We start from the raw sequence: 18,744 nt of genomic DNA, 5'->3' as shown, positions 1-18,744 counted from the left end.
TTGGATTTATTACTTGAGCCTAGTTCTTGGGCTATTCTTGCATTAATTGGATTTATAGCAGGATTTATTGATGCTGTTGTCGGTGGCGGTGGCCTGTTATCTATCCCTGCGCTACTCACCATGGGAGTGAATCCCCATATGGCCTTAGGCACAAATAAGCTGGCCGCTTCCTTTGGTTCTTCCATGGCGGCTTTTACCTACTATAAACAAAGGCTCTTTTCCCCAAGCTTGTGGTATCACAGTTTCATTGCTGCTTTTATCGGGGCGGTTATTGGCACCTTTTCTGTTTCCCTCATCAATAATGCCTGGTTAGAAAAAGCCTTACCATTAATCATCATCATCATTGCTCTGTATACGTTACTACAACCTAATGCTATGGGAGACAAGAACTTAATCCCCCCTAACCGCCCAGCATCTGCACTAAAACAATGGCTTCAAGCCATTCCATTAGGATTTTATGATGGATTTGCAGGCCCAGGTACAGGCGCATTTTGGACAGTATCAAGCAGCCGTCTTCATCATTTACCTTTACTCCATAGCTGTGGCCTCGCCCGTGCGATGACTTTTACCAGTAATGTAACTTCATTGATTATTTTTTTCATGTTACAAAAAGTCGATATTGCATTGGGACTTTCTATGGGCGTTTGTATGATGTTAGGCGCTTATATTGGGGCACATTCAGCCATTAAGTTTGGCTTTCCTTTCATTCGTCCTCTCTTTATCATTATTATCATTATCATTGCAGCTAAGCTCACTTGGAGTGCATGGATATGACAAAAGGTGACTTAATTAACAAACTAAAGCAACAACTTAAGCGGTTAGAACAAGATGTTCTACAACATGATAGTCAACTGCCTAAGACACAACAAAAAATGCTACTCGATATTGAGCGTTTTAATCGTTCTCTCTTTATACAGTCAGGTGCAAAATTATTTCCATGCATTGAACAAATAGCAAAAAATATCAACCAACTAGAAAAACAGCTCTCCTTTAAACTCGCGTCGCAATCCATGTTATATCATTGCCAGCGGATCCAAGATCAATTTACCGCAGTAAAACGTGCCTTACAAGCCACCTCTTTGGATATCAAAACAGCTGAACATAAAAAAACTATTAAACGAAAAATGGCTGTAAAACGCCACCAATTGGCCCACCAAGAAAGCGGATTTAACTGGATAGCCGCCAATGTGATGCAAAATAGCCATAAACTCTATGAAGAGCTTGATAAACATCTCAATTGGCAGAAAAAAATGCAATATAAGATTGACCTGTTGCAATCACAATTAGGCCATTGTCATAAAAATGACAAAATCACTCGGCAAAATGAAATCCTATTATTGCATCGACGATTAGGTAAATGTCGTCAAGCCATTACTTACATCGAAGAGCGTATTCAGCTTTATGAAAGGCCAAACAAGAATCGAAATTATTAACAAAATATGCCATGATGATTTAGCACAATGAAACGGCTCACTTTTATCAATAAAAATAATACAGAGACATTATTAGCACTTTAAGGAATGAACATGAAATCAATACGTATCTTCACCGCTTTACTCACCCTTCTCACAAGTGCCACTACCCTCGCATCCAGTTTAACCATTCCAATGTCATTTGAATATTTAGCCATCGATGGTCAAAAAATCAAAACGAACTTTTTTACCCATAAGTCGACGCTTAAATTACAGCCTGGCAGTCATAAAATTGCGATTCGATACAGCGATATGATTGAAGATGATTACAGTGATAGCGAATACCGCGTTGAGTCTTCACCTTTCATTGTGACATTAAACGTAATCGAAAATCACCAATACCAACTAGAGCCTGTTGGGGGGCTGCCAGTAAAAGATCCCAAAGCCTTTTCAAAATCACCTCAAGTCATTATTAAGCAAAGTAACAATGGCAAAGTCGACTTTCAAGTTAAGCAAACTAACTTCACTGAAGACAGTTTTGTCTCCCAATTATTCACTCGAAATAAACAAGATATCAGCCCAGAAGCCGCTGCTGCAGCGGCAACCGTTCAAGGTACTACTCAGACTGAAGTTACACCTTCAATTCAAGATCCTATCAGTCTTGCCACTGCTCCAGCTTCCAGTCAATCAGCAAAGGAAGCACAACAGATGTTAAAATATTGGTGGAAGCAAGCCGATGAACCGACAAGAAAGGCCTTTATGAGTTGGGCAATACAACAAATGTAAATTCTTCCTCACGTCATACGTTAAGCGTCCTATTTGAGGCGCTTAACATTCCCCACTGGAAATAACCTATGAACCTCCTCACTTAATAAGACATCGCCTCTAACTCTTTCCCTTTTGTTTCATAAACATATTGATAGACAAAAAGGATAGACAACAAGGCCATTCCACCATAAATCCCGTAAGCAATCATGAGACCAGATTGAGACAAAATGATAGGAAATGTCATTACAGTCAATAAATTTGCAATCCATAGAGCGACGCCTGTTACCGCTAAAGCAGAGCCTCTAATAGGGTTTGGGAACATCTCACCTAATAACACCCACATGACTGGCCCCCAAGACAAACTAAAAAAGAACACATACGCATTGGCAGCAATAAGAACCACCCAATCTAAGTCACCTAAGATTAATACACCAGACAGGGCTTTTGATGTATGATAAAAGACCCCAACCATCACAGCCAAAGAAGCTGTCATCCCAATAGAGCCCATCATCAAAAAAATCTTTCGCCCCACCTTATCTATTAATAACAAAGTAAAAATACTGGCAACTAAACAAATGCCTCCAACAATAACATTAATCAATAATGCATCAAGTTCACTAAACCCTGCGGCTTTCCAAAAAACCACGCCATAATAAAAAATCACATTGATCCCAGTTAATTGTTGAAAAAGAGCTAGCCCTAACCCGATCCAAACAACTTTGTACAATTTGCCTGTTTGCTTGTTTTTTAAATCTGAAAACCGAGGTAAGTGCGATTCAGATAACGTCAATGAAATTTCAATATACCGAGCTTCACCTATAAATTGACCATACAACCTTGTCAACACAGCCACAGCCTTTTGATGTTGGCCAGATAAAACTAAATAACGTGGCGTCTCTGGGATTAATAATAAACCCAATAAAAAAACAAATGAAGGGATCAACTCCATCCAAAACATCCAGCGCCAGGTTTCATACTCAAACCAAAAGGGATGACTCACTCCCCCCGCCACATTCACTAAAACATAGTTACTCATAAAGGCAATAAACAAGCCTAAAATCACAGCCACTTGCTGAATAGCACCTAATGAACCACGATAACGTGCAGGCGCAACCTCCGCAATATACATAGGGACGATTACTGATGCAGCACCAACCCCCATTCCACCCAATATTCGAAATGCAATAAACCAAGAAGAAGTTGTAGCAAAACCTGCACCTAAAGAGCTCACAATAAACAATATTGAAATCACAATTAATATTATTCTGCGCCCGAATAAATCAGCCAGATGCCCCGCAAAAAAAGCACCTATTGCACAGCCAATTAACATCGAAGCGACGTTAACACTCAACCCCATATAATGAGAGTCAAAAGCCGAGGCTAAACCGCCTAACGTACCATTAATAACCCCTGTATAAAATCCAAATAGAAATGAGCCGATAGCAGCAATAAAACAGATAAAGGTAATAAAAAATACTTTTTCATTACTATGGCTCATAGGAGTCTCTCCCTACTTAATCTTGTCCTGTATGAATGCTACATACTCATCTCTTCCAATTCTTTTCCTTTAGTTTCATTCAAATATCGATACACAAATACAACCGAAAGAAATGCAAAGAAACTATAAATGCTATATGCTCCCACCAATCCTATATTGCTCAGTAATAAAGGAAAACTCATTGTAATCGCAAAATTAGCAATCCAATGCACAAAGCCGGTTACCGCCAACCCTGAACCTCGAATTTGATTAGGGAACATTTCACCTAAAATAACCCACATGACAGGACCCCAGGATAAATTAAAGAAAAAGACATAAGCATTGGCTGCAATTAATGCTAAAGTGTCATAATTTCCTAAGTCCATTACACCATAAATATCTGGAACAGCTTGGAAAAATACAAAGACTAATAATAGTAAGCAAACCGTTATTCCTACTGAACCGATTAAAAGAAACGGTCTTCTCCCCCATTTATCAACAAAAAGAATGGTAAAAATACAGGCTCCGACGCTAAGACCTGCACTGATCACATTAATGAGTAACGCATTCGATTCAGAAAAGCCCGCCACTTCCCATAAAATAGCACCATAATAAAAAACAACATTAATACCAATTAACTGCTGAAAAGCGGCAATACCCATACCTATCCAAACGATTCGCCTTACTTTTCTCGAAGTGGGGTTTTTTAAATCAGATAATCTTGGTTTATGATCGCTAGAAAGAGACAATGAAATTTCCATCAATTTAGCTTCACCAAAAAATTGTCCATATAGTTTTGTTAACACTTGCAGCGCCTGTTTATTTTTCTCTCTTACCACTAAATATCGGGGACTTTCAGGCACAAAAAAAAGCATAACTAAAAAAATAAAAGCAGGTAATAGCTCCCCCCATAACATCCAACGCCAAGCCTCATAGCCAAGCCAAAAGCTATTAATAGACGTTCCAGCCCAATGAACAAGCAAATAGTTACTCATAAAAACAAAAAAGAGTCCGACATTGATAGCCACCTGCTGTAAGGCAGCATATGCCCCCCTATAGCGTGCAGGGACTACTTCAACAATATACATGGGCACTAAAATGGAAGCCGCCCCCACTGCAAGCCCTCCAATCATGCGATAAAAAATAAACACATTTGATGTATCTGCTATTCCCGATCCCCATGCACTTACAATAAAGAATATCGCCGAAATCACTAACATAAACCGTCGACCATAGATATCCGCAAGCCGACCAGAATAAAAAGCACCAATAGCACAGCCGAGTAATGTCGATGCAATATTAAAACTGGATTCAACGAGTGTTAAATTAAAAGCAAGTCTTAGTCCCCCAACGGTGCCATTAATCACCCCAGTATCAAACCCAAACAAAAAGGCCCCCATTGCTGCAACACAGCTGATGGCCATAATCAGAATAGTATTTTCATTGCTATGCTTGTTCATACCTTTACCCAATGTGAACCAGTACAATCAAACCTCTTCTAACTCTTTTTCTTTAGTCTCACTTAAATAATAAAAAACAAAAACCCCTGATATTAATGTAAAACCACCATATACACTGAAAACTCCACCCATACCAATGGATCGAAGTAATAAAGGAAACGTCATCACTACCATAAAGTTCGCAACCCAATGTAATAACCCCACGATAGCAAGGGCCGATCCCCTCAGCTGGTTAGGAAACATTTCCCCCAACATTATCCACACGACAGGTCCCCAAGACAGATTAAAAACAAATACATATAGATTTATTATCACTAAAGTCAGTATTTTATAGTGCCCTAAATTTATCACACCATAGATATCTTTTTCGACGTTCATAAAAATGAAAGCAAGCGCTAATAACGTAAAAAAGATAACAACACTGCCCATTTTTAATAATGGACGTCTTCCCCAAGCATCCACTAAAAAAATCATGATAAGACATCCAGTAGCAGCAACACATGCCACTATAATATTAATAAATAGTGCATTTAGCTCTGAAAAACCAATTAACTCCCATAACACTGAGCCATAATAAAAGATGACATTGATACCTATAAACTGCTGAAAAGTCGCTATAAATAATCCAATCCATACAACTTTATGCACTTTTCCCGTTTCTCTGCTCTTTAAATCTGATAATCTTGGACTATGATCACTAGACAGTGACATTGAAATATCCAGTAACTTCGCTTCACCTAAGAATTGTCCATAAAGTTTAACAAGCACCTTCAAAGCCAACTTGTTTTTTCCTTTAACCACTAAATAACGTGGACTTTCTGGGATCCAAAATAAAGTGATAAAAAAAATAATTGCGGGTAGTAACTCACCCCATATCATCCATCGCCATGTTTCAAATCCCAACCAAAACTCATTAATTGACGTACCTGATAATTTAACCAGCAAATAATTACTCGTATAAACAACTAAAAAACCAAGAATAATACCAAATTGCTGTAGTGTACCGTAAGCTCCCCGGTAATGAGCCGGTGCAATTTCAGCAATATACATAGGAACAAGTACTGAAACAGAGCCAACGGCCAGCCCACCAATGAATCGATACAAAATAAATTCATCTGAAGAATAAGCAATTCCTGACCCTGCCGCACTTACAATAAATAAAACAGCAGCGACCATCAGCATAGTACGCCGACCAAATCGGTCAGATAACCAACTAGAATAAAAAGCACCCATTCCACAACCGAGTAACATAGAAGCAATATTAAAACTGGATACAAATAAACTTGAATCAAATGCTAACCTTAATCCTCCAACCGTTCCATTAATGACTCCAGTATCAAAACCAAATAGAAAAGATCCCATTGCAGCAATACAACTAATGGACATGATAAGAGGAAAATTATTGCTATATTTCATTGATTATGTCTATCCCTTTATAATCACAAACAAGTGTCAATACAATGAAAAAGGAAGTAAAATCATTCGTCCTCAACCCCTCCCTAATAATAGAGTATTTATGTGTAACCCACTTGAAAGTACACTGAATTTAATCAAAAACTTTCTCGCTACCTCTAACTGGTTTCATGCTCATTACTGAACTTGATAAACCAACATGGTATTTCTAATTGTATTTCTCTATTTATGCTTAAACGTTTTTCAATAAGACATGCTTTCCAACTCTTTTCCTTTTGTTTCATAAACATAAAAAAATACAAAAGCAATGGAAATTAAAGCTGAAATAGCATACACGCTATAAGTTGCCGCTAAACCCAGTAGACTCAGTAAAAGTGGAAAACTAATCGTCACACTAAAATTTGCGCCCCATTGAACAAGCCCAGCCACTGCTAAGCCAGAACCCCTAATTTGATTTGGAAACATTTCCCCTAACATGATCCACATTATGGGTCCCCAAGATATATTGAAAAAAAACACGTAAGCATTAGCCGAAATTAACGCTAACACTCCAAAGCGCCCCAACTGCCAATCGCCACTGGGAGTCAAACTGGCGTGTGAAAAAGCATAAACCATTAACAATAAGGCCATTGACATACCGATTGAGCCCAGTAATAGGAAAGGTTTTCTACCCCAAGAGTCAATCAAAAACATCGTTATTATACATGCAGTTATACTAACTATACCTGTCAGCACGTTAATTAAGAGTGCATTATCTTCTGAAAAGCCAGCCGCTTGCCAAAGTATGCTACCATAATAAAAAATGACGTTAATCCCAATTAATTGTTGTAAAGCAGCTAACCCTATGCCCACCCAAACAACATGATGAAGTTTACCTGTTTGTGAACTTTTTAAGTCAGTAAAACTCGGAGGATGATCGGATAATAACGACCCATGAATTTCACTCAACTTAATCCTTCCTTGGTGTAATCCATACAAGCGAGTCAATACCTTACGTGCCTTAGCATTTTGATTTTCAGCCACTAAAAATCTAGGACTCTCAGGGATAAAAAAAAGTGCAAATAAAAATAATAAAGCAGGAATGATCTCAACCCAAAACATCCACCGCCATGCCTCAAAGCCTAGCCAGAAAACAGCCATGGAAGAACCCGCCATTTTAGCGAGAATATAATTGCTCAAAAATGCAGCCAACAAACCAGCTAATATGGAAACTTGTTGTAAAGTTGCCAGCGCCCCTCGATAACGAGCGGGTGCCACTTCTGCAATGTAAATAGGAGAAAGAATAGAAGCAGCCCCAACGGCAAATCCACCCAATATTCTAAAAAAAACAAACACACCTGATGTACTTGCAATACCCGAGCCCCAACCACTCACAATAAACAATACTGCCGATATGATTAATATCGATCGTCGCCCCCATTTATCGGCTAACCGTCCAGCAAAAAAAGCTCCTATTGCACATCCGAACAACATTGAGGCAACATTAAAACCAGAACCCACTGAATTTGAATGATAAGCTTGCTGTAAACCTTCAATAGTGCCATTGATCACACCACTATCAAAACCAAAAAGAAAACCACCAATCGCTGCAATACAAGTGATCAATACCACCAACAAAATATTTTCATCTTGATGACTTTTCTGCTTTAACACAAGCCCCCCCTGTTAATGTCAGCGCTAACCTAAGAGCCCGTTATTTAACCTTATTATAAATAATATGATTAACATAGTTTTCTAATGCTTCTTGTTGACCACTCTTAATGTCAGGCATTAGCTTATTTTGCTCCACATAGTCCTTTAATACTTGTAAGGTTATATCACCATTTAAAATATTTTCTCCAAATAACGTATTCCATCCCTGATATCTTTCCCTTATCACTTTTGACAAATATTCATCTAAAATCATTGTCTCTGCGTTGATCAACGCTAATGCTATTGTATCCATTGCACCAATATGCGAATGAAATAAGTCATGCTTATCAATACTCTGCCTTCTAAGTTTCGTGTCAAAATTAAAGCCTCCAGATGAGAATCCACCATGCTTTAATATCTCATAACAAATTAATGTCATCTCTTCTACGCTATTAGGGAACTGATCCGTATCCCAGCCCAATTGAGGATCACCTCTATTGGCATCTACAGAGCCAAAAATGTCTAAGGCAAACGCATTGCACACTTCGTGATGAAAAGAATGCCCAGCCAAGGTGGCATGATTAGCTTCAATATTTAGCACAAATTCTTTCTCTAATCCATATTGACACAAAAAAGCATAAACTGCAGAAGAATCATAATCATACTGATGTTTGGTGGGTTCTTTAGGTTTGGGCTCGATAAGCAATGGACCTTTAAATCCTATCTTATATTTATGCTCTACAATAAGGTGTAAAAAACGAGCCATCTGAGTCCTTTCTTGTTTTAAATCAGTATTTAATAATGTCTCATACCCCTCCCTTCCGCCCCAAATAAGGTAATTCTCGCCGCCTAATTCATACGTTGTTTTCATCGCACAACATACTTGCATCGCTGCATAAGCGAAAATATCAGGATCGGGGTTAGTCGCAGCTCCCGACATATAACGCTTATGAGAAAATAAATTTGCCGTTCCCCATAAAGGAATTAGCCCAGTTTCTTGCTGCTTTTTGGCTAATACTTCTTGCATCACATCCAAATTATAAAGATAACTTGCTACACTATCGCCTTCAGGAGAGACATCGGTATCATGAAAGGTATAAAAAGGAACGCTCAATTTCTCAAAAAACTCAAAAGCCACATCAGCTTTAAATTTCGCCATTTTAAGTAAAGAATTGCTGCCATGCCAAGGCCGATTAAAAGCAGGCTCTCCAAACATGTCTCCGCCAGCCCAACAAAAACTGTGCCAATAGCAAGCTGAAAAACGACATAACTCTTTCATTGAACGCCCTAAAACTAAACGTTCCTCATCATAAAAACGAAAAGAAAATGGTTCTGAAGCATCAGCACCTACATATTTTATGGTATTCAAACCACTAAAGTAATCAGCCATGGTCAGTTCCTTAGAAATCACATATCTCTACAGGATAAGCATTTCATTTATTAGACTTTAAAACATATCCACTAGCGCTAAATACAACTGATGAAATTTAGCGCGATTATCTAAATGTGCCTCATGTATTTGCCTATTAGGTGCATAGGTCTCAATTAATGGTGGCTTGAGAAAAATATCCTCTACTTTATTGTTAGGCATAAGTGCTGATTTTGCCAATCTTGCCGCCCCCAATGCTGGCCCAATATTTCCACCTTGGCGGTACTCCACCTCATGACCTAGCACATTGGCAAGCAATTTACGCCAATAAACACTTTTGGCTCCTCCTCCAATCAATGAAATCACCTTAGGCGCAACTTGTACTTCATGAGCAGCATCAACCCCTTCTGCCAATGCATAACTCACCCCTTCTAGCACGGCTTTTGTCATTTCAATACGTGTAGTTGAGTGAGATAATCCAAAAAAAACGCCCTTAGCATTCGGGTTATTATGAGGCGTCCGCTCACCGGACAAATAAGGTAAAAAACTGACCTTAGAGGGGGATAAGTCATCTGAAATCGTCACTTCTTCCAGCAATTGAGCAACCGATATATTACCAATCATTTGAGCGAACCAATTTAAGCAAGCGGCAGCACTTAATATAACTGACATGAGATGCCATTGATTGGGTAATGCATGACAGAAACTGTGCACGCCCGCCTCTGGATTTTGTTTTGCCCCATCGCTTACCATAAAATAAACACCTGATGTCCCTAGCGACAACATAGCTTGCCGAGGATGGTACACTCCCATTCCTAGTGCTCCAGCAGCATTATCCCCTCCACCAGCGGCAATTGGGACACAAGGCATTTTCCACCTTTTAGCCAGAGAGGCACGTAAATAGCCACTGATCTCATTCCCTTCATATACCTTAGGCATCTGCTCTAAAGCCATACCAGTAACTTGAAGTAACGGCTCACACCAACTACGCTGCTCAACATCTAACCACCCCGTACCCGATGCATCTGACAAATCTGTAGCATATTCACCACTCAACTTTAATCTTATAAAGTCTTTTGGTAGCAGCACCTTATTTACTTGATGAAAAATATCGGGTTCATGATGTTGCAGCCAGAGTAATTTAGGTGCAGTAAAGCCGGGCATCATTTGATTACTACATAGCATCCTAGCATTGGGCAATAGACGTTCAATTTCTTGGCATTGCAACAAACTCCGTCCATCATTCCATAATATTGCAGGCCTTAATACTTGCTCTTTTCCATCGAGTATTATTGCCCCATGCATTTGACCTGTTAAACCAATACTTTTGATATCCATAAAGGAATAAGTTGACGATAAACGGTCCAATAAGCTTACCAGCACCGTCCACCACTCATCAGGTGATTGTTCAGACCATAATGTATGGGGATGTGATATCGATATCGCTTGCTCTTCTATTGCAATCGTATGGTTATCTTCAGCAAGTAACATCACTTTTATCGCCGATGTACCAAGATCAATGCCTAAATACACAACCTTATCTCCGCACAATAAAACTCATTTAAGCTTAGCGAATATTTGAAAAGTGCAGGATAAATATTTGAATAGGGTTTAGATGAATACAGTGGAATGAACGTTAAATGAATATCAAATGTTGTTTTTGATGAATACCATGAATTGTGCTTGATAAAACTAGACTTTTTTTCTCTGATATTTGGAGGTTCCCCTAGAGCCACACCTCGGCACATGAGTCACTTGCTGCGGTTGCTCCCTTCCAGGCCTGGCCGAGTTCACAAGTTATCATTGCGAGGGGACCCTAAGGTCACCAGAGGTTTCGTTGAGAAAATTACTAACTTCTCAAGAACAAGTGAATTATCTACTATGCGCTTCAGGCAATCAAGTAAAAATTCACAATTCCACCTCGATTCAAAGCTAACTGACTACTTGATAAGCAATCAGAAGTTAATTCCCACAATAACGACTATTACGCATCAAAAAGCAGGAACTTACACAGGAAATTTAAAATTCAATACGATCTTTATTTTGTTCAATCACACTTTCACCAATACCACTCACTTTCTCTAATTCTGCTAGAGAGGTAAAATCGCCATGGCTTTGCTGATATTGTTTAATAGCTTGTGCCTTTACTGATCCCACACCTTTCAATTTTGCCAGCTCTGACACTGAAGCGGTATTGACATTAATTTTATCAGATTGAACTTGGGCAGTTTGAACAGATGAAGTGCCTTGCTTAACTGAACTAGCCTCTTTAGCAGGAGTGCTACCAGCATAAACGTTTCCCATGAATAGAAGGGCAAATAACAGACTACATAAGCTAAATTTCATAATTCATCTCCATATAAATTAGATGTAAGCATCAATCTATTAACCACTAACAGAACAATGCATGTCATACCAATGTAGGGTACAAGTCTCAAATTTACCAATAATCAGGCTTTTTTACTAAGAAAAAAACCTAATTATAAATGGAGTATTTGCTCATTCACTCACAATTTTATTCGGCGGCATGCTCTATTTCAGCAGTTAATTCAGTTCGATAATAATCAATACTGTTTAATGCTTGATTTAAATCTTCAATAATATCCTCAACTGACTCGAGCCCAACAGAAATACGTAACAAACTATCACTGATCCCTGCTTCAGCTCGCTCTTCTAATGAATAAGGTGAGTGAGTCATAGACGCGGGATGTTGAATGAGCGTCTCAGCATCACCTAAACTCACAGCAATCGCAATCAAAGATAACCTATCCACAAATGAAATTGACTGCTCCAAGCTTGCCTGTAACTCAAAGGCTATCACTCCCCCACCGCGTTTCATTTGAGTCCCCATTAGTGCAAAACCACTATGTGAATTAAGTCCTGGATAATACACTTTAGAAACAAGAGGGTGCGACGCTAAAAATTCAGCAACTTTTTCTGCATTATCACAGTGCCGGGTTAATCTCACATCAAGGGTTTTCAGCCCCCTTAAAATGAGCCATGCATCATGGGGCGAAAGCACGCCACCAAAATCTTTAATAATTTCATATTTGATCACTTCCATTTGAGCAGCACTCGCGCAGATCATACCGGCTATCACATCACCATGGCCATTAAGGTATTTCGTTGCACTGTGTACAACAATATCAATACCTTGACTTATCGGCCGCTGTAACAAAGGCGTCATAAAAGTATTATCCACGATGCTCACCAGACCATATCGCTTTGCTATATCAGCAATCGCGCTTAAATCAAAAACATCCAGATGCGGATTAACGGGAGTTTCGCAGAACAAGACCTTTGTCTCAGGCTTTATGGCCGCGCAAATCGCATGATGATCATTAAAATCCACTAAGGTCACTTGAATACCAAATTTTGTCAATTGCCCTGTCATTAATGAAAATGTGCAGCCATAAACCGCTTTTGATGCCACCAGGTGATCACCTTGAGTTAAATTGGCCAATAAAGCAGATGAAATAGCCGCCATACCGGATGCGACAGCCACCGCCTCTTCACTACCTTCTAACACCGCCATTTTTCGTTCTAATTCTGCGGTTGTTGGATTACCTAATCGTGTATAGATATAACCTTGCTCTTCACCTGAAAACCGTGCGCCACCTTGTCTTGCATTATCAAAAACAAAGGTTGCACTCTGGCATAGGGGGGTCACTAACGCCCCTTCACTATTTTTTTGATGACCCGCATGAATAGTTTGTGTTGCAAGCTTCCATTTATTCTGCATTTTTCTACCCCAATAGGTTCAATGATGTTCAGTCACACTGACGCACCATGAACCAAGATGAAGAAAAAGCACACTAAAAAAGCCAAATTAGTTTGATTTAAGGTGTAAAATCCTTTTTACGTTGCGAGTCTTTATTTTTCTTATTCATTGAAATTACAGAGCTTGAAAGCGTTTTAAGCGCTAAGAGAAGCTCCTTGTGAATACGAGATAATTTTGGCTTGGAATCCTGACTGAATGCGAGAGGCCGACATAAAGCCATCGCTTGATAACCCAGTCTTGCCGTTAATAATCCCCCTCCTAATCCTTGGGCTAACCTTGCAGACAATTTACCTGACATTTCAACCGATAATAGTTGCGTGCCAATATCGGTCATCACCTCTGAAGTCCCTGCATAAATAATATTCACGAGTATGCCACGAATGAGCTTGATACGACTCCAATAGCCCAGTTCTATACCGTAACATGCCGCCACTTCATTAATCATACGTTGATTTCGCCAAAGCATAAAAGCCATATCCATGAAAGCTAATGGACTGGCCGCTAATAACAACGTAGATTGTCCTGCATAGCGACTCACCAGTTTCTTTGCAACCTTATCTCTTTCTTGCAATACTGTCTGTTCAAATAAAATCAGCTTTTCTGCATCATTATGTTCATCAGAGCAGGCTCTAAAATAAGCATGAATTGCAGGTGAGTCGGGTAAACGCGTCACAATGCTTTCAACAAAAGGATCCGCTTCGCCCATTTGCATGCTGTCAGACAAACGCATACCTATTTGCTGAGTATCTTCTACACCCTTTAGCTTCAATAGTTTACGCCACTCCACGATAACCCACTTTACCGAGCCAATAGTCAATAAAAGAAGCAAACTTGTATAAAGACTAAATAACCAAGGGCTTTGCTTCCATGCGGTTTGTAATCCAAGATAAAGTTCAGAGCCTATTAATAAGACAAAAAGAACGAATATCAGTCGCATCCACCAATGGCGTTTTTTGGGCCGCTTCAATGAAGGCTCCAATCCCCCCCTATTCGCTTCATCTAAGGACTTTAACATCGCATCAGAAAAAACCTCTTCAGTATCATCATTGGTACTGCCAATATCGTCATAAGCCTCTTGGGCATTAAAATACTGGCTGGGTTTTAGCGACTCATCCGTTGGCTCCTCTGTAGAAGAAAAGACTTGTTTCGGTTTAATCTCATCGGCTTTCTCTTTGTCCATCACTCACCTCTCAACAGACTTAACATGATCATATGAGCTTATCCCCAATAAGATATTGCAATAAATGATCCATTCGAATATGTTCAAAATCAGCACCTTTTAAAGGAAGTTCCCGTTTAGGAGGCGCAAAATTAACAAACTCAAAACCTTGTTGCTGCCAAAAATGACTCTGAGGTAAGGTGTGCGGTACTTCCCCAGGAAACACGGTGATCGATTCCCGTGTCAGCAAATCTTCACCTTGTAGCACTTCGATTTGTTCTTGGGCCTGTTTAACCATTTTATGATGAGTGGCTTTGATCGCACTAATCGCCATGGTTTCAACATCACATCCTTCAAATTTAGCCCCTTGATGAGATGATTTAATCAACTCGGATAATAATGATAAAACATGGCTTTGTTGGGAGCGTGTGACATGATCAACCTTACTGGCTGCAAATAATAATTTGTCGATACGAGGCGCAAAGAGCCGCCTTAGAAAATGAGATTGTCCGAAACTAAAACTCTGCATAATGTCATCAAGAGCCTGGCGCATATCTTCAAACTGTGCTTTGCCTTTATTCAGTGGCGTCAAACAGTCAACCAATAAAACTTGCCTGTCAAAACGTGAAAAGTGATCTTGGTAAAATGGCTTAACGACTTGCTTAACATACTCTTGATAACGCGTCTTCAATACTTGATAGTTGCTGTCTGACGCACTCGATTCCAGTTGTTCAAACGTGACTCCCTCCATGTTAATTAACGGGAAAAAAGCCAATATAGGGGCGTCAACCAATTCTCCTGGCAACAGCATTCTTCCTGGCTGGGCATGATAAAAGCCTAACTGACTAACGCTATCAACCAATAGTGCCTGATAATGAACGGCTATCGCTTTAAGCTGACTTTCATCAGCCTTTCCCATTAAATTTAACTGAGAGAATGCTTGTTGAAAGGGGGTATACAAGGAAGACTGAGTGAATTGCTTTTGCCTTAGCTGTTGAGATAAACACCAAGCCTTAAAAGACAACTTTAATAAGGGGAGATCAAGCAACCATTCGCCAGGATAATCAATGATATCAAGATATAAAGTCGCAGTATCAGTTAACTTCGCCAATACTCCCTTTTCAGGTTGATAACGTATTGCCAGCCTGAGCTCACTAATATTACTCGTTGAATGTGGCCACTGAGCTTTTTCAGCAGTTAACATTGCCATGGCCTCTTGATAATTAAAGCTGGCAATCGTTAGATCTGGTTGAAGGACCCTTTTAACCCCTAATAATCGCCCTTCCCTTGCAACATGCCACAAAGGTAAATGAGTGTAATCTCCTTGATTTCCTGACTCCAGTAATTGATTCACTAATCCGGTAATAAAAGCGGTCTTTCCGGCTCCCGATAGCCCCGTTACTGCTAAACGCAAATGTTTATCAGCACTTCGATGCATCAATGATTGTGCTTTACGGTTGATGCGATTAACCGCTCTTTCAACGACATTTTCAATATTCAGCATAATCGCTCAAATCACCTCGATATCAATAAATGAACAAGCAACGCGAACTTATCGCGTTGCCAATAAGGAAGGATACGGCATGACTCATTATGGAAGGTTATAAATTATTAATTTGATTTTTTAGATCAAAATTATCGGATGTCACATGACGCTCCATACGCTGTAATCGAGACTCTAACGATTTAAATTGTAAGTTCACTTCCTTTAATACCGTTTGAGCGGGTTCACCTGGTCGCCATACTTTGTTTTTAATCTCAATATCTTGGTGTTCAAATTCTGTCTGAGCCGTCAAAGGTTTGATATCTAAAATCATCCACAGTAATGCATAAATAATGAATACAATGCCATAACCGCCTAATAAAAACATGGAAGCGGTAACCACTCTCACTAACCACACTTCAACATTAAAGTAATCAGCCACACCCGCACACACACCCGCAATTTTTCCTGATGTCGGTATGCGATACAATGTTTTTCCGTTAGTGTCCTTCATCACTTTTCCTCCATTGAGGGGCCTGTGAATCTAAAATGGTTTCTAATGTCTCAATCCTTTGTGACATTTTATCCGCCTGTAGTTTTAAATCATTAAGCAGTACAAACTCATCTTCTGTGAGCCCCTGTTCAACCTTACGTTTACTGCGGTAATGCAGCACGAGCCAAATAGGTGCAACAATCACTAAAAAAATAATAATTGGTACTATCAATATTTCCGTATCCATGTCCCCTCCGACAATTTATTGCTCTGTTTTTGTTTTTTTCTTCGCTTGCACTTTCTTTTTCAATGCTGCTAATTCTGCATTAACGGAATCTTCAGCTTCTAAAGCGGCAAATTCATCTTTCAATGATGGTTGATTCCCAAGCTCATAAGCATCCACTTGAGATTCCATACCCTCAATACGACGCTCATACTGCTCAAATTTATTCATCGCCTGATCAATCTTGCCAGAATCTAATTGACGTTTCACTTCGAGACGAGAACTGGCTGTCTGCTTACGCATTATCATGGCTTTTTGACGAACTTTAGCATCAGCGAGTTTTTCTTGTAATGTGGTGATCTCTTCTTTTAATTTTTGAATTTGCTCTTCAATGATAAGTAATTCATCTCTTAAGCGTGCACTCACATCATCGGCTTTACGTTTTTCGGCTAACGCCGCCTTCGCTAAATCCTCTCTGTCTTTCGATAACGCTAATTCGGCCTTGTCTTGCCAATCTTGCCCTTGTGCATCTGCGTGACTGGCACGACGTACAATATCTTTCTTTTCTGCAATGACTTTAGCCGATGTTGATCGCACCTCGACTAATGTATCTTCCATCTCTTGAATAATGAGACGGACCATTTTTTCAGGATCTTCTGCTTTATCCAGTAATGCACTGATGTTTGAATTCACAATATCTGCAAATCGAGAAAAAATACCCATAATGTTATCCTTTAAATTTATTTGATTTCAAAGAGACATAATCATATTTCATGCCAACTATGAATATTCTTTATATTATAGCTATTTAGATAGTATGTTAAGTTTTACTTTCTTTTACTTAGCGAGCACCTTATTATTATTTTCACTACTTATTAGCGTAAAAGACTAAAATTTACTGTGGCGAACTCATTTAAGCAAGACAACCTTATTGGCCAATCTAATGCTCTATTAGAAGTGCTTGAACATATCTCTCAAATAGCCCCCTTGTCAAAACCTGTATTGATCATTGGTGAACGAGGAACAGGAAAAGAGCTCATTGCTGAGCGTTTACATTATTTATCTAAACGCTGGGAACAAAACTTCATCAAGCTTAATTGTGGTGCATTAAGTGAGAGCTTATTAGAAAGTGAACTCTTTGGCCATGACGCTGGCGCATTTACTGGTGCCAATAAAAAACATCAAGGCCGTTTCGAACGGGCCGATAACGGCACCTTATTTTTAGATGAATTGGCTAATACTTCTGCTCTTGTGCAAGAAAAATTATTGAGAGTCATAGAATATGGCGAATTTGAACGTGTTGGTGGCAGCCAAACAATACAAGCAGATGTGAGGCTGATTTGTGCCGCCAATGAAGATTTACCGACACTTGCCGATGCGGGAGAATTTCGCGCAGATTTATTAGACAGGTTAGCTTTTGACGTGATCACTTTGCCACCATTGCGACACCGCAGTGACGACATCATTCCATTAGCGGAACACTTCGCCATTAACATGGCAAAACAACTCGAACAATCCCTTTTTACTGGTTTTGCCACTCAAGCATTACAGCAACTCATGGACTATGCTTGGCCGGGTAACATTCGTGAATTGAAAAATGTGGTTGAACGCAGCGTCTATCGTCATGGCGATTCCCCCGAAGCTATCAATGACATTGTAATCGATCCTTTTGACTCTCCTTATCGCCCTAAAAAACGTATAAAGTCAACGACACTAACTCAACAGGACCGTTCTCGATTAAGTGCGGATGCACCGCAAGAACCGATGACTTCGCCTCCCTCAATTGAAGATGCAGCCCCTAGCAATCAGTTCGTTTCCCTTACTTTTCCTGCCGATTTTAAAAAGCTCAGTGAAGATTATGAAACCCAAGTTTTACAACAAGCCCTTAAAACTGGGCAGTTTAACCAGAAAAAAACCGCAGAACTTTTGAACTTAAGTTATCATCAATTAAGAGGAATATTAAAAAAATACAACTTATTAGATAAATAATCTACGGCGAGCGCCTTCATTTCACTCGAGGATAATATTGGGGTTTTTGAACTGCACTGCTAAAATAATATTTACACTCAGGCAT

Annotated in this window: 17 protein-coding genes and 1 other RNA gene; 4 read left to right on the top strand and 14 right to left on the bottom strand. The window is 39.5% G+C overall.

Annotation, left to right across the window (positions count from 1 at the left end; genetic code table 11):
• From Q0779_RS03055 to Q0779_RS03045, 3 genes are all read left to right on the top strand, one after another.
• The gene (locus Q0779_RS03055) at window positions 1-774 is read left to right on the top strand and encodes a TSUP family transporter (RefSeq protein WP_298769382.1); all 774 of its coding nucleotides are present in this window, start codon (window positions 1-3) and stop codon (window positions 772-774) included.
• The gene (locus tag Q0779_RS03050; protein WP_298769828.1) at window positions 771-1,433 is read left to right on the top strand and encodes a primosomal replication protein; all 663 of its coding nucleotides are present in this window, start codon (window positions 771-773) and stop codon (window positions 1,431-1,433) included. The genes Q0779_RS03055 and Q0779_RS03050 overlap by 4 nt, the downstream gene beginning before the upstream one ends.
• Window positions 1,434-1,526: 93 nt before the next feature.
• The gene (locus tag Q0779_RS03045; protein ID WP_298769380.1) at window positions 1,527-2,198 is read left to right on the top strand and encodes a DUF2057 domain-containing protein; all 672 of its coding nucleotides are present in this window, start codon (window positions 1,527-1,529) and stop codon (window positions 2,196-2,198) included.
• An 82-nt stretch (window positions 2,199-2,280) separates the two neighbouring features.
• Here Q0779_RS03045 and Q0779_RS03040 read toward each other — a convergent pair whose 3' ends face one another.
• The 14 genes from Q0779_RS03040 to pspA form a co-directional block, all read right to left on the bottom strand.
• A complete protein-coding gene (locus Q0779_RS03040; protein ID WP_298769378.1) occupies window positions 2,281-3,678 on the bottom strand; it encodes a sugar porter family MFS transporter in 1,398 nt (465 codons plus the stop codon).
• 38 nt (window positions 3,679-3,716) lie between these two features.
• Window positions 3,717-5,117, bottom strand: a complete 1,401-nt coding sequence (locus Q0779_RS03035; RefSeq protein ID WP_298769377.1) for a sugar porter family MFS transporter — start codon at window positions 5,115-5,117, stop codon at window positions 3,717-3,719.
• 27 nt (window positions 5,118-5,144) lie between these two features.
• Window positions 5,145-6,533, bottom strand: coding sequence for a sugar porter family MFS transporter (locus Q0779_RS03030; RefSeq protein ID WP_298769376.1), 1,389 nt, complete (start codon window positions 6,531-6,533; stop codon window positions 5,145-5,147).
• Window positions 6,534-6,773: 240 nt separating this feature from the next.
• Complete coding sequence (locus tag Q0779_RS03025; protein WP_298769375.1) at window positions 6,774-8,183, bottom strand: sugar porter family MFS transporter; 1,410 nt, start codon at window positions 8,181-8,183, stop codon at window positions 6,774-6,776.
• 40 nt (window positions 8,184-8,223) lie between these two features.
• Window positions 8,224-9,552: a xylose isomerase gene (xylA, locus tag Q0779_RS03020; protein ID WP_298769374.1), complete on the bottom strand. Its 1,329-nt coding sequence runs from the start codon at window positions 9,550-9,552 to the stop codon at window positions 8,224-8,226.
• A gap of 57 nt (window positions 9,553-9,609) precedes the next feature.
• Window positions 9,610-11,064: a xylulokinase gene (xylB, locus tag Q0779_RS03015; RefSeq protein ID WP_298769373.1), complete on the bottom strand. Its 1,455-nt coding sequence runs from the start codon at window positions 11,062-11,064 to the stop codon at window positions 9,610-9,612.
• A gap of 190 nt (window positions 11,065-11,254) precedes the next feature.
• An RNA gene (gene ffs, locus Q0779_RS03010) (signal recognition particle sRNA small type) lies at window positions 11,255-11,351 on the bottom strand.
• Between the two features lie 199 nt (window positions 11,352-11,550).
• A complete protein-coding gene (locus Q0779_RS03005) occupies window positions 11,551-11,877 on the bottom strand; it encodes a ComEA family DNA-binding protein (RefSeq protein WP_298769372.1) in 327 nt (108 codons plus the stop codon).
• 169 nt (window positions 11,878-12,046) lie between these two features.
• Window positions 12,047-13,273 carry a PLP-dependent aspartate aminotransferase family protein gene (locus Q0779_RS03000; RefSeq protein WP_298769371.1) on the bottom strand — a complete coding sequence of 409 codons (1,227 nt, stop codon included), beginning with the start codon at window positions 13,271-13,273 and terminating at the stop codon, window positions 12,047-12,049.
• A gap of 97 nt (window positions 13,274-13,370) precedes the next feature.
• Window positions 13,371-14,492, bottom strand: a complete 1,122-nt coding sequence (locus Q0779_RS02995) for a TIGR01620 family protein (RefSeq protein ID WP_298769370.1) — start codon at window positions 14,490-14,492, stop codon at window positions 13,371-13,373.
• 28 nt (window positions 14,493-14,520) lie between these two features.
• Window positions 14,521-15,975 carry a YcjX family protein gene (locus Q0779_RS02990; protein WP_298769369.1) on the bottom strand — a complete coding sequence of 485 codons (1,455 nt, stop codon included), beginning with the start codon at window positions 15,973-15,975 and terminating at the stop codon, window positions 14,521-14,523.
• 97 nt (window positions 15,976-16,072) lie between these two features.
• Window positions 16,073-16,468: an envelope stress response membrane protein PspC gene (gene pspC / locus Q0779_RS02985; RefSeq protein ID WP_298769368.1), complete on the bottom strand. Its 396-nt coding sequence runs from the start codon at window positions 16,466-16,468 to the stop codon at window positions 16,073-16,075.
• A complete protein-coding gene (pspB, locus tag Q0779_RS02980) occupies window positions 16,455-16,694 on the bottom strand; it encodes an envelope stress response membrane protein PspB (protein ID WP_298769367.1) in 240 nt (79 codons plus the stop codon). Before pspB ends, pspC begins: the two co-directional genes overlap by 14 nt.
• 15 nt (window positions 16,695-16,709) lie before the next feature.
• Window positions 16,710-17,393: a phage shock protein PspA gene (gene pspA, locus Q0779_RS02975; RefSeq protein WP_298769366.1), complete on the bottom strand. Its 684-nt coding sequence runs from the start codon at window positions 17,391-17,393 to the stop codon at window positions 16,710-16,712.
• Between the two features lie 177 nt (window positions 17,394-17,570).
• Here pspA and pspF point away from each other — a divergent pair, with 177 nt between their 5' ends.
• Complete coding sequence (pspF, locus tag Q0779_RS02970; protein WP_298769365.1) at window positions 17,571-18,659, top strand: phage shock protein operon transcriptional activator; 1,089 nt, start codon at window positions 17,571-17,573, stop codon at window positions 18,657-18,659.
• Window positions 18,660-18,744: the final 85 nt, after the last annotated feature.

The organism is uncultured Shewanella sp. (assembly GCF_947491715.1).
Lineage (GTDB): Bacteria > Pseudomonadota > Gammaproteobacteria > Enterobacterales > Shewanellaceae > Shewanella.
The sequence above is the reverse complement of the archived record's forward strand: the minus strand, read 5'-3'. Positions and strand labels throughout refer to the sequence as shown.

What these genes read in the sequence shown, in the direction of transcription:
- Q0779_RS03045 (WP_298769380.1), top strand. Translation starts at nt 1,527, where the DNA reads ATGAAATCAATACGTATCTTCACCGCTTTACTCACCCTTCTCACAAGT.
- Q0779_RS03005 (WP_298769372.1), bottom strand. Translation starts at nt 11,877, where the DNA reads ATGAAATTTAGCTTATGTAGTCTGTTATTTGCCCTTCTATTCATGGGA.
- pspB (WP_298769367.1), bottom strand. Translation starts at nt 16,694, where the DNA reads ATGGATACGGAAATATTGATAGTACCAATTATTATTTTTTTAGTGATT.
- Q0779_RS03000 (WP_298769371.1), bottom strand. Translation starts at nt 13,273, where the DNA reads ATGCAGAATAAATGGAAGCTTGCAACACAAACTATTCATGCGGGTCAT.
- Q0779_RS02990 (WP_298769369.1), bottom strand. Translation starts at nt 15,975, where the DNA reads ATGCTGAATATTGAAAATGTCGTTGAAAGAGCGGTTAATCGCATCAAC.
- pspA (WP_298769366.1), bottom strand. Translation starts at nt 17,393, where the DNA reads ATGGGTATTTTTTCTCGATTTGCAGATATTGTGAATTCAAACATCAGT.
- pspC (WP_298769368.1), bottom strand. Translation starts at nt 16,468, where the DNA reads ATGAAGGACACTAACGGAAAAACATTGTATCGCATACCGACATCAGGA.
- Q0779_RS03035 (WP_298769377.1), bottom strand. Translation starts at nt 5,117, where the DNA reads ATGAACAAGCATAGCAATGAAAATACTATTCTGATTATGGCCATCAGC.
- Q0779_RS03040 (WP_298769378.1), bottom strand. Translation starts at nt 3,678, where the DNA reads ATGAGCCATAGTAATGAAAAAGTATTTTTTATTACCTTTATCTGTTTT.
- Q0779_RS03030 (WP_298769376.1), bottom strand. Translation starts at nt 6,533, where the DNA reads ATGAAATATAGCAATAATTTTCCTCTTATCATGTCCATTAGTTGTATT.
- Q0779_RS02995 (WP_298769370.1), bottom strand. Translation starts at nt 14,492, where the DNA reads ATGGACAAAGAGAAAGCCGATGAGATTAAACCGAAACAAGTCTTTTCT.
- xylA (WP_298769374.1), bottom strand. Translation starts at nt 9,552, where the DNA reads ATGGCTGATTACTTTAGTGGTTTGAATACCATAAAATATGTAGGTGCT.
- Q0779_RS03050 (WP_298769828.1), top strand. Translation starts at nt 771, where the DNA reads ATGACAAAAGGTGACTTAATTAACAAACTAAAGCAACAACTTAAGCGG.